The sequence below is a fragment of the Psychrobacter sp. NPDC077938 genome (genome assembly GCF_044542635.1).
Classification (GTDB): domain Bacteria; phylum Pseudomonadota; class Gammaproteobacteria; order Pseudomonadales; family Moraxellaceae; genus Psychrobacter.
Genome location: NZ_JBITUW010000004.1, coordinates 291,074 through 303,363 on the forward strand (window position 1 = coordinate 291,074; position 12,290 = coordinate 303,363).

The 12,290-nt window shown below is 44.6% G+C and carries 8 protein-coding genes; 6 read left to right on the forward strand and 2 right to left on the reverse strand.

Annotation, left to right across the window (positions count from 1 at the left end; all coding sequences use genetic code 11):
- The first annotated feature begins 53 nt into the window (after nt 1–53).
- The 6 genes from ACIGBM_RS09055 to ACIGBM_RS09080 all read left to right on the forward strand — a co-directional run bounded on the left by ACIGBM_RS09055 (nt 54) and on the right by ACIGBM_RS09080 (nt 9,710).
- On the forward strand, nt 54–1,316 hold the full coding sequence (locus ACIGBM_RS09055) for an NAD(P)/FAD-dependent oxidoreductase (protein ID WP_397477508.1): 1,263 nt from the start codon (nt 54–56) through the stop codon (nt 1,314–1,316).
- Between the two features lie 100 nt (nt 1,317–1,416).
- Complete coding sequence (gene dapA / locus ACIGBM_RS09060; protein ID WP_397477509.1) at nt 1,417–2,280, forward strand: 4-hydroxy-tetrahydrodipicolinate synthase; 864 nt, start codon at nt 1,417–1,419, stop codon at nt 2,278–2,280.
- A gap of 52 nt (nt 2,281–2,332) precedes the next feature.
- Nucleotides 2,333–3,820 carry an aldehyde dehydrogenase gene (locus ACIGBM_RS09065; RefSeq protein WP_397477510.1) on the forward strand — a complete coding sequence of 496 codons (1,488 nt, stop codon included), beginning with the start codon at nt 2,333–2,335 and terminating at the stop codon, nt 3,818–3,820.
- A gap of 67 nt (nt 3,821–3,887) precedes the next feature.
- Nucleotides 3,888–5,345, forward strand: a complete 1,458-nt coding sequence (locus ACIGBM_RS09070) for an alanine/glycine:cation symporter family protein (protein ID WP_397477511.1) — start codon at nt 3,888–3,890, stop codon at nt 5,343–5,345.
- 160 nt (nt 5,346–5,505) lie between these two features.
- Nucleotides 5,506–8,286: a phosphoenolpyruvate carboxylase gene (gene ppc, locus ACIGBM_RS09075; protein ID WP_397477512.1), complete on the forward strand. Its 2,781-nt coding sequence runs from the start codon at nt 5,506–5,508 to the stop codon at nt 8,284–8,286.
- 257 nt (nt 8,287–8,543) lie between these two features.
- Entirely contained in the window at nt 8,544–9,710 is a 1,167-nt protein-coding gene (locus tag ACIGBM_RS09080; RefSeq protein ID WP_397477513.1) for a TauD/TfdA family dioxygenase, read from the forward strand.
- Nucleotides 9,711–9,846: 136 nt separating this feature from the next.
- On the opposite strand, the gene ACIGBM_RS09085 is transcribed toward ACIGBM_RS09080, so the two are convergent.
- Both ACIGBM_RS09085 and ACIGBM_RS09090 read right to left on the reverse strand, forming a co-directional pair.
- A complete protein-coding gene (locus tag ACIGBM_RS09085; protein WP_397477514.1) occupies nt 9,847–10,986 on the reverse strand; it encodes an MFS transporter in 1,140 nt (379 codons plus the stop codon).
- Nucleotides 10,987–11,040: 54 nt separating this feature from the next.
- Nucleotides 11,041–12,231 carry an MFS transporter gene (locus ACIGBM_RS09090; RefSeq protein WP_397477515.1) on the reverse strand — a complete coding sequence of 397 codons (1,191 nt, stop codon included), beginning with the start codon at nt 12,229–12,231 and terminating at the stop codon, nt 11,041–11,043.
- Between the last annotated feature and the right edge of the window lie 59 nt (nt 12,232–12,290).

Sequence of the window (12,290 nt, forward strand, 5' to 3'; positions counted from 1 at the left end):
CTTTTAGGAAGTAATCAATCACTGCTCAGCAAGGTCAGAAAAGCGAGACTATCATGGACACACAAGTGTTTGATATACATATCATTGGTGGTGGCATTATCGGACTATGTGCTGCGGTTACCCTACAGTCTCGTGGGGTAAAAGTTGCAATTTTGGAAGCCGATAAAATTGCTCGCGGTGCAACTTATGGCAACGCAGGTCACATTGCCACTGAACAGGTTTTCCCTATTGCTGATGCCAGTATCTTACGACATGTTCCTGCCATGCTACTCAACCCTGAAGGGCCTCTGCGGATAGATTGGCGCTACCTTCCACGCTTAGCACCATGGGCATTTAAGTTATTACTTAACATGCGTACCGAACCATTTGCACGCAGTCACCAAGCGCTTTTGGCATTAAATGCACAGAGCCTTCAAGCTTGGCAAGATTTTGCCAAAGAGTGGCAGTTACATTCTTGGGTACAAATACAAGGATCTGTCTTAACTGCAGAGACGCCCAACAGCCTAAAAGTGCTGACTGAACACGGTCAACGCTTAAATAGTTTAGGGGTTTCTAACAACCTACTCTCACAGTCAGCACTGACAGATCTTGAGCCTGCGTTAAAAGACAATCAACTGGGTGCTTTGTTTTTTCCAGAGACAGGTCATATCACCAATATAGAAGCCATTACCCATAAATTAAGTACTATTTTTAGATCGCTTGGTGGTCAAATTTATGAAAATTGCCGTGTTCTGAGCGCGGAAGTAATAACTGATGGTATTCGTCTGACGACAACACAAAAGCAGCTTCATGCCAGCAAAGTCATGCTCGCAGCAGGAGCTCATTCTAAGGCCTTAGCCAAACAGCTAACAGGCGTCTCAGTACCAATGGATACAGAGCGAGGCTATCACTTGATGCTTCCTAACGAAAGTCAGCGTCTCAACATCCCTATTTCTAGCATGGACCGCCGCTTTATTATGACACCAATGGAAAAAGGGCTGCGCTTGGCTGGCACTGTTGAGTATGCAGGACTTGAGGCGCCGGCAAATATGAACCGTGCGAATATGCTGTTGAAACAAGCTCAAGCAATGCTAAAGACCCCATTAGATAGTGACAGCAATACGCAATGGATGGGGTTTAGACCCTCTACAGCAGACTCACTACCCATCATAGATAGACGTAATTCAGTCTTTTTAAACTTTGGTCATCAGCATCTAGGTCTGACCCAAGCTGTCGTAAGCGCACAGATGATTGCAGCGTTGTATTTTGGCGATACTGCCATGGTAGATCCTACTGCCTATCGTCTAAACCGCTTCAAACTTAAGTCTTTTAAATAATAATCGAACATCTTATCTCTATGACAACTCATAGAACCAACAACGTCGCTAACAGCTCATGGCTTACTAACGGCTTTTACTTCCAAATAAGGATATTTATATGAACATTCATGGCGTTTTAGTCCCTATCGTTACTCCTTTCGATGTTAATGGAGATATTGATACTCAAAAGTTAACCGAACTGGTCAATGTATTCATAGAAAAAGGCGTTACCGGAATCGTAGCTTGCGGTACAACGGGTGAATATTACACGTTCTCGCCTGCAGAGCGTGAACTGGTTTTGACCACTATCGCTGACGCTGCCAAAGGCAAAGTCACTCTGATTGCAGGTATCAACAGTTTATCGACCAATCATTCTATCGAACTTGCTCACCAAGCCAAAAACTTGGGCTACGACGGCTTAATGTTATCAGCCAATCCGTATAGCCTACCAGACCAAGACGGTATTATTGCGCATTTTGAAACCGTCGCTGATGCCACTGACCTACCTATCATTATGTACAATTTTCCAGCACGCGTCGGTGTGAGCATTGAGTTTGAAACCGTCGCGCATTTATCCAAACATCCCAACATTGTAGGCATTAAGGAGAGCAGTGGCGATTTTAGCCATGCATTACGTATGCTACAGGCTGATTTTGAAAACTTTGAAGTGGTTTGTGGTTGTGACGACCAACCAGTAGATTTCTTCTTTTGGGGTGCTAAGAGCTGGATCGCTGGTGCGGCTAACGTATTTCCAGCGGAACAAGTCGCATTGTTTGAAGCCACACAAAAAGGCGATTGGAACCGTGCTAAAGAGCTGATGACAGCCATGTATCCTGCTATCCACTCTATGGAGTCTGGAAACTATAACCAAAAAGCCAAAGCAGGCTGCATTAACGGGAGCATCAATATTGGGTCAGTACGACTACCTTTGACTGATATGTCAAAAGAAGAGACTCAGTCATTTTTAGCACTTCTGTCTTGATACATCGCACCATTCTTATCGTTCCTACCATTGTATAGAAAAGGACAATCTAATGAGTATGACCACAGCGCAAGTCTTCGAACTCGCCAGCAACCAAAAGCTTTGGGCAGGCCATTTAATAGATACCACAGCACCAGTATCCGAGACAACACTTCCTAACTACAGCCCTATTGATAATACCTGCATAGGTAGCATTGCTAATGGGAGTCGGCAAGATGTTAATACGGCGGTCGCGGCAGCCCGAGACGCTTTTGAACATGGTGAGTGGCGACGGATGTCTCCTGCAGAGCGCAAAGCTATCATGCAGCGCTGGTGTCAGTTAATGCATGAGCATATGGATGAGTTAGCTGCCTTAGATTGCGTCGATGCAGGCAAGCCTATTACGGAATGTCTCAACACTGACCTGCCCGCTACGATTGAAACCTTTGAATGGTACGCCGAAACGGCTGATAAAGTTTTTGGCAAGGTTGCTCCTACTGGTGCTGATGCACTAGGCCTTGTGGTACAAGAGCCTATCGGTGTAGTGGGTGCGGTACTACCATGGAATTTCCCAGCACAAATGTATGCATGGAAAGTTGCACCCGCATTAATAACCGGCAACTCAGTCATTGTTAAACCTGCTGAATTGACCTCGCTCTCAGCATATCGATTAACACAATTGGCGTACGAGGCTGGCGTGCCAAAAGCGGCGTTGCAGTTAGTCTGTGGGCTTGGTGAAGAAGTAGGTGCGGCACTCGGTCAGCATATGGATGTTGATATGGTTTCTTTTACAGGATCAACCGAAGTCGGTCGACTGTTTCTACAGTACTCTGCACAAAGCAATCTCAAGGAAGTGGTCTTAGAGTGTGGTGGCAAAAGCCCTCAAATCGTTTTTGCGGATGCCATTATCAATGAACAAACCATCGAGCATATTTTATCCGCTGCTTTTTGGAATATGAGCGAAAACTGTAGCTGTGGTTCGCGTCTACTTGTCCATTCTAGCCAAAAAGAAGCATTGTTAACGCTATTAAAAAAAGGTCTTCAGTCTTGGAAGGTTGGTCATCCTTACGATCCCGAGGTCGCTATTGGCCCAATGATCGAAAAGGCGCATTTTGAAAAGGTAATATCGCATCTCAATACTGCAAAAACGGAGGGTGCTCGTTTGATCGCAGGTGGACGTATCCACGATGAACTCGGTAGTGGCTGGTATATCGAGCCTACCATCTTTGATAATGTCAGCCCGGATATGACGCTGTTTAAAGAAGAAGTTTTTGGCCCACTTTTAGCTGTCACAAGTTTTGAAACCGAAGAAGAAGCTATTCAGCTCGCCAATCAGAGTAATTATGGGCTTGCCGCTTCCTTTTATACACAAAATATCCATCGCGCATTCCGCGTGGCATCCGCTATTAAAGCTGGTACCGTCTCGATTAATGGTTTTTCTGAGGGCGATATTACGACACCTTTTGGTGGTTATAAACAATCTGGCTTCGGCGGTCGTGACAATGGCTTAGAGGCGTTGTCCCAGTATACCCAAACCAAAACTATCTGGTTGGTGAACTAAAAACTGACATTGTCCGCTATCCACGCCCAAGTCAGCATAACCAAAAACATTACAAGGAAGTAAAGTTATGGAAAATATCATCAATACTATCGTCGGGTATATTTGGAGTGACGCCCTAGTCTATCTTGCGTTAGGCGTCGGCATATATTTTACGATTATGACTCGCGCCGTACAAATCCGTTATTTCAAAGAAATGATTAGGCTGTTGTTCGACAAACAAAGCTCATCAGCAGGGATTAGTTCCTTCCAAGCTTTCTGTATGGCGCTATCAGGACGTATTGGTGTGGGTAATATTGCTGGGGTTGCAACAGCCATTGCAGCAGGTGGCCCTGGGGCAGTATTTTGGATGATTTTCATGGGTGTGTTAGGTGGCGCTAGTGCTTTTATTGAGTCTACCTTAGCGCAGGTATACAAACATAAGGTCGGTGATCAATATCGTGGCGGCTCCCCGTTCTATATTGAAAGAGGATTGAAGCTAAAACCTTTTGCTATCATCGTCGCTATCGTGACCTGTCTATCTTACGGCGTGTTAGTGCCTGGTGTTCAGGCCAATACCATTGCAGACTCTTTTAATACAGCATTTAATATACCGCCCGTTGTAACAGGAATTATCCTTGTCGTACTATTAGGTATCATTATATTTGGTGGTGTGAAGCGTATTGCTAATTTTGCAGGAAAAGTCGTACCTGTCATGGCAATCGGTTATATCCTCATGATGGTAATTGTATTGGCATTTAACGCTCAAAATATCCCTGCAATGTTTGCACTTATCTTTAAGAGCGCTTTTGGTATGGATGCAGTGTTTGGTGGTATGGTTGGGACCGCAATCTCTTGGGGCGTACGCCGTGCTGTTTTCTCAAACGTTGCGGGTGCTGGCGAGGCGACCTTTAGCTCAGCGGCAGCCGAAGTATCACATCCTGCTAAACAAGGCTTAGTGCAAAGCTTCTCTATCTACATCGATACGGTGCTTGTCTGTACTGCAACAGCGTTGATGATTTTATCAACTGGCATGTATAACGTGGTGACCCCCGAAGGTGTAACCCTAGTTGATAATATGCCTGGTATTGAAGCTGGCACGGCATTTACCCAAGCAGCTGTATCTACTGTCTTTAACCAGTATGGAAGTGGCTTTGTTGCGATTGCTATCTTTTTATTCGCCTTCACCTGCTTGGTTGCTTATTACTATATTGCCGAAACTACGTTGGTCTATTTGGACAATAAACTGCGCTACCCCATTCTCAAACATGCACTCAAACTGGTCTTTTTAATCGTTTGTTTCACTGGTAGTGTTCAGTCAATCGGTATGATGTGGGCGTTAGGTGATATAGGGTTTGGCAGTATGTGCTACTTGAATTTCATTGCCATCTTACTGCTAAGCAAAGTTGCTCTAAAAGTTCTAAAAGACTACGACGAGCAGATGAAATTAGGTATAAATCCTGTCTTTGACCCTAGAAAGGCTAGAGTGGATAATGCGGACTTTTGGATAGAATATAGCAATGAGCATGGTCATAAAAAATCGCTCTAATAGTAGTACATCAGAGGTCTGCCAGTATCTACTAGTAAAAAAGTTGCTATCAACATCAAGCAGACCTCACCTATTTATGTTAAATTGCAAAAAACCATAAGGATATTACGTATAAGATAACCATAGTATTGTATCCACTCATTTGATAGGAAGGTTGAAGATGACACTAGATAACAACGTACTACGTAAACGTACCAGCTTGTTGGGTTCATTATTAGGTGATGCTATTTCTCGCCAATCTGGTAAGCAGACGCTAGATACGATTGAGACGCTGCGCAAAGGCTTTATTCAACAGCGCCGTGAGCCGAATGAGGCACATAAACAGCAGCTTATCGATTTTATTGCTTCTTTGGATAATCAAACCTTAAAAAACGTCATACGCGGCTTTTCTATCTATTTTTTCCTAGCCAATCTAAGCGAAGAGAATTACTTGCGTGAGCAGCGTCATGCGCAGCGTATGCAATCTGAGCAAAGCTGGGAAGGGTCATTTCGCCGTACCTTACTTGAGTGTCGTGAACGCAATATCGAGCCCGCTCAAATGCAAGAGCTGATTGATCAGCTAAAGTTTACACCTGTATTTACGGCGCATCCTACCGAAGCGCGCCGCCGTACAACGATGAATATCTTACAAAGTCTATTCACGCATAGCGACGCCCTAAACAATGTGTCTGAAAACAGCTTCGCCTACGAGCAAGCCAAAGAGCAAACTGCGCAAACGATTGATCTACTATGGTCATCTGATGAAGTACGCACCCGTAAGCCGTTGGTATATGATGAGATTAACAATGGCTTGCATTACTTTAATGCCAGTTTGTTCAATGCCATTCCTAAAGTGTATCGTAATATCAAAAAAGCCATTGTCGATATCTATCCAGAGCTCACAGACTATCCACTGCCTGCATTTATGAGCTTTGGTTCATGGATTGGTGGTGATAGAGATGGCAATCCTTTTGTGACTTTTGAGACCACAGAACTTGCTGTATTGATGCATGCGGATACTGTACTGCGTCACTATCAAGTGCTACTCAAAAAACTGCGTCGACAGCTGATTCATAGTGACACCATTGTCACCGTTTCATCTGACGTATATGCCAAGATTAAAAGTTATGATGAGCTCGATCAGCGTGTGTTTGACTATAACCTCGATGACTATAGCAATGAGCCATATCGTCGCCTGCTCTCTATCATTCTGACTAAAGTCAAAGCAACCAATCGCCGCATCCAAAGCAAAGGCACGGATATCGAAGCTGAAAAAGATGCCTATGCCAATCCAGAAGAATTACTAGAAGACCTGCGCATTATCCGTCAAAGTGTCAATACACACGATACGGCACACGCAGAAGGATTACTGCTAGATGTCATTCGTTTGGTCAAAACTTGCGGCTTTCATTTGGCGGCGCTCGATATCCGTCAAGAGTCGTCATACCATGGCGAAGTGATTGCCGATATCTTTGCTAGTGCCTCCAACCTGCCTGATTATCAGACGCTAAGCGAAACCGAACGTCAAGAGTGGTTGACGCGCTTGCTAGAAAAACCAGGCACGCCGCTTATCTATACTGACAACCTGACAGACAAAACGCGTGAGCAATTGTCACTGATGAATTCGGTCGCTACTCTACGCAAACTGGTGGGACAGGCTACTTTTGGTAGCTATGTGATCTCGATGACCAATAATGCTAGCCAGCTACTAGAAGTATTGCTGCTCATGCGGTTTGCAGGCTTATGCAGAATTGATGACGAAGGCCAGTTGTCTGCTGATTTGCCAGTTGCGCCGTTGTTTGAGACCATCGAAGATCTCAAAAATATCGATAAAATCTTGCCTGCCGTGTTAGACAATCCACTGTATCGTGGACTGCTACAAAACACGGACAACACGCAAGAGATTATGCTGGGTTATTCAGACTCATCAAAAGACGGCGGTATTATCACCTCTGCATGGCAGCTTTATAGTGCACAGCAAACCATCAATAACATTGCTGAGCAATATGGTATAAAAACACGTTTATTCCATGGTCGAGGCGGTTCTGTGAGCCGTGGTGGTGGATCAACGCACAAAGCCATTGCGGCACAGCCAGCAGGCACGCTGCATGGGCAGATTAAGGTAACTGAGCAAGGCGAAGTGCTCTATGCCAAGTATGCCAATACAGATACCGCTGTGTTTGAGCTGACCATGGCTATTACAGGTACACTCAAAGCCTGCTCTACAAGGTTTGTGGTACAACCGACTGAGTTGCCAGAGTATGAAGCGCTGTTTGCACGCTTAGCGGACGCAGGTGAACAACGCTATCGCGAGCTGACCGATCATACTGAAGGGTTTTATAAATTCTACTCCGAGGTCACCCCAGTACAAGAAATCTCGTTATTAAATATTGGCTCACGTCCAGCCCATCGCAAAAAAGGCCTGCCAAGTAAGACCACCTTGCGAGCGATTCCTTGGGTATTTGGCTGGTCACTGGCACGTTTTACCTTACCTGCTTGGTATGGCGTTGGTAGTGCGCTAGATAGCGTCAAAAAAGACGAAGCATTGATGAAAGAGATGAATAAGCATTGGCCTTTCTTTAGCGTGTTTATCAGTAATATCGAGATGGCTTTTACCAAAGCCAATATGAATATTGCCGAGGCTTATAGCCAACTATGTGATGATGAGCCGTTACGCGAAAAAATCATGACAGCGGTCACCGATGAATACATGCTGACCAATTCGGGTCTCAACTCTCTGATTGAGCAAGACTCTTTATTGTCCAATCAGCAGAATCTTGCTTCATCCCTGCAGTGGCGAGACGCTTATCTAGATCCTATTAACTATATCCAGATTGAGCTGTTAAAGCGTGCCAGACAACAGGACACCCCGAACGATTCGGCACATGGCGACCTTAATGTAGAAGATCCATTAATCCGTAGTATCAATGCGCTAGCTGCAGGGTTACGAAATACTGGTTAAGGTAGATTTTCGCTAAGTAGCTTTCGGATAAATAAAAAGCTTATACCAATTGTCGCAAATATTAGGGCTTCGTTCGCGAAGCCTTAATATTATTCAAAATGCTTAAAAAAATATCTCGCCAGATATCAATCGCAGTTTAGTACTGCGTTGATTGATATTGCCTATTAGGTGATTCGTAATTCATTGTTTGAATAACCGATCCGAACAAGATACCGTAAAATATATTTTTACTTCATGTATATGTAGGGTCTGCTCCAATGGAAACGCCTCAATCAACACCATCTCTAGACATCGCAGTAGCAACTGACTATCAAATAGAATCCGTTGCGCTCATTGATCACGCCATTCAAATACGCTGGAATGATGGTATCGACAGTACGTATCACTATATCTGGCTGCGTGATAACTGCCCATCGGCTTTTCATCCGCACACTGGCGAGCGTAGCTTTGATTTGCTGAGTGTCTCAAAAGATATCCATCCACTCTCTGTCTCTTTTGATGAGACAACGCTAACGATTGAATGGTCAGAACAGGCGCATATCAGCCACTTTGATCAGAGTTGGTTACGTGAGTTTGGGTATTCTAGTGCATTGGCCAAGGATCATAGCAGTCCTTATGAAAGCTGGGATAGCACGTTTATTGACCACATTCCCATGTATGACCAGCAGAGCATCATGACCAGTGACAGCGCTTTATATGAGTGGATGAGTGCGCTAGATAAATATGGGCTTACCATCATTGATAATATGCCAGACGACTCTGAAGCTGGTGTACAGACCGCCATGCGAGTTGATTATCTGCGGCAGACTAATTTCGGTATGACCTTTGATGTGATATCAGAGAAGTCGCCGATCAATTTAGCTTATACCTCGCTCTCATTACCGTTGCATACCGACTTGCCCAATCAGGAACTGCCTCCAGGCTATCAATTTTTGCATTTTTTGAGTAATGAAAGCATAGGTGGCGAATCTACTTTCGTAGACGGATTAAAGGTGTTAGAAGGTTTACGAGAAGAGCAGCCGGAGTATTTTCGCTTGCTGGCCGAATATGCCATCCCCTTTCGTTTTCATGACAGCGCCCATGATATCCGTGAGCACCACCCTGTCATCAATCTAGACAACTTTGGCAATATTGTAGAAATCAAATACAACGCGCATCTTGCAGATGTTTTCGATTTACCAAGTGACGTAATGCATGACTACTATCTTGCTTATCGAGAGCTGATGGCTCGATTAAAAGACAGTCGCTATAAAATTGAATTAAAACTAGCAGCTGGTCAAATGGTGGTTTTTGATAACCGCCGAGTCCTGCATGGGCGTAACGCATTTGATGAAAACGTCGGTGAGCGTCGTCTCAAAGGCTGTTATGTTGACCGCTCAGAATTTAAAAGCCGTTTAATAACGCTTAAAAAGCAACTGGCTTAACACGACCTGCAAGCTAGCTAATGCTGTGATTGTGATTGTAATATAAAGAGCAACAGCAACAGTGTTTGGCTCAGTGTCTGTTGATGACTCTAAGCTACTTCCTTCATGTTTTCTTATGGAAAGTATAAACGCTCTATCAAGCAGCTTTACGACCTTTCACAAATAAAACCATGCTAATGATGACACTGAACACGCTGCACATAATAAACACGTTGTGCGCACCGCCCGGCATGTACTCCATAAATGATGTGAAGAACTGACCCGAAAACACCGCCATCGTAAAGTAAGATAAGTTACGGCCACGTACTTTAGCAGCGCTTAGCTCGACGGTCATATGGTTCAACAGCGGAATACTAAAACCAAAGCCAATGCCGATCAATAGTGCGCCTAATACTAATAGCAGGGAGCTGGCTTGCGTAAAGCAAATATACGACAACGCAAACGCTAAAAATGCCAGTGCCAATACTTTAGGTTCATTCAACCATTTGATTATTTTTGGCATAAAGCCTGCAGTAACGACCGCCACCAAAGAGATAAAGGCCAGCAGTTGACCAATTTGTGATTCGTTATAGCTCAACTCATGCATAGTGATGGGCAATAACACGGTTGAGGTGAAAAATATGGTCATCGCTAAGGTTGAGATAAGATACACATTTTTTAGCGATAAGCCACTAATGATGGTTTTACTATCGTCCTTGGTAATCTGCTCATGGTTTACAGCAGTTGCATGATGCCGTGGTACAAACAGTAGTAGCATGGCTAAGAATACCCACGCAATCAAATAAATCGATAGCGGTAATGCCCAAAACTGTGAGGCCAGCAAGCCACCTAAAAATAAGAATATGACCCCGCCCAGCTCAATGGACATGCCTTGCTTGGCAATCATCTTTAAGCGAGCCTCCCCCTGATACCAGGTAGAGATTAGTACCGTACAGCTCGCCATGACGACTGCCGTTATACCACCCAATAGAAACCGATTGCTAAACACCTGTGCTGGTCCATGTAGAAGATAAGCACTGGCACCTGCAAGTCCGTATAAAAACAAACCAATCATCAAGAGTTTGTACGCGCCATATTTATCGATTAACTTGCCAGCTAGTGGCGCAAATACCACCGCACCCAATGACGGCAAAGTGATTAATAGCACGCTGTTGCCGGTAATACCCAAGCCTGCCGAAATGCTGACCAAGCCAGGTGCCAGTAACGTGCCAACCATAATGGTCAAACTGGCAATACAAAGTAAGGTAAAACTACCTGCGGTTTTTAATTGGTTCATATGTGTCCCTAGTCGTTTCGATATCTATTACGGATATAACTGTACTGATATCACTTATTTTTTGGCGAATGCATTGAATATTGCACTGATTATAATAAAGACGATGCTGACCACCACCACTCCTGGCCATTGGTATAGGGCAAAACCTTTGACACCCCCCATAGACCCCAGTGCCCCGCCTGTGTAGTAACCCAACATATAAATACCGTTGATGCGACTTTGGGCGGCGGGATCGATACTAAAGACGCGAACCTGATTGGCCACTTGCGCACTAAATACAGCAAAGTCGATTAAGATAATACCGACAATCAGCGACACCAAATTACCTGCGAACAATCCTGTAATAGCAAAGCCTATGGCAGCCAGTGCCAATGCCATCATCACTAAGGTTTTAGAGCCCAGCTTATTGACCCATTTGCCAGAGGATTTAGCCCCTATCACGCCTGCCAACGCAATCACACCAAATAGTCCTGCTTGCTGTGCATTGTAATTAAAAGGCGCATCGCTGACATAAATCGCGAGCGTTGCCCATAGTACGTTGAATGAGGCAAACCAAAATGCACCTGCAAGGGTGAATTTTTGCAGGGATTTGTGTTTTATAAATAGTGACAAGCTACTTTTGATAAGCGGAAAGTAACGCAGCGTGGTATGCGGGGTGTTGGTTGGCAAAAATATCCGCAGTAATACCCCAAAGACAGCGGCAAGTGCTGCAGACATCACAAACACGCTGCGCCAACCGAATTGCTCTCCTACAAATCCACTTAAAGTTCGGGACAATAGAATACCAATGGTCAATCCCATCATCAGAGTACCAAGGGTTGCGCCCTTGTTTTCAGGAGATACCATGGATGCAGCAAACGGAATGAGCTGCTGGGTAATATTGGCGCTGACACCAATCAAAAACACCGATAGCAGCAGTACGGGTAAACTGGGTGATATTGCTGCAAAAACACAAGCCGCTACTAATAAGTACGACAGAATACCAATCAGGCGTCTACGCGCAATCGAATCGCCCAACGGTGAGATAAACAACAAGGCAAACGCATAACCAAACTGCGTCAATGCCGGAATACTACCCAGTTGCGCGTTGTTTAAATCAAACTCATGACCGATGAGCGGTAAAATCGGCTGGTTGTAATAAAGGTTGGCGGCGGTTGCGGCAATCGCGGCAGTCATTAACAGTAAAATAAATCTGCTTAACGACTGGCTTGACGGTTGGTTCAGTACGGGTACTGGCTTATCCATTGCTATCTCGGCTCAATAAATCATGCCGCAAGTATAGAGCCTATCAAACCATAACAAAA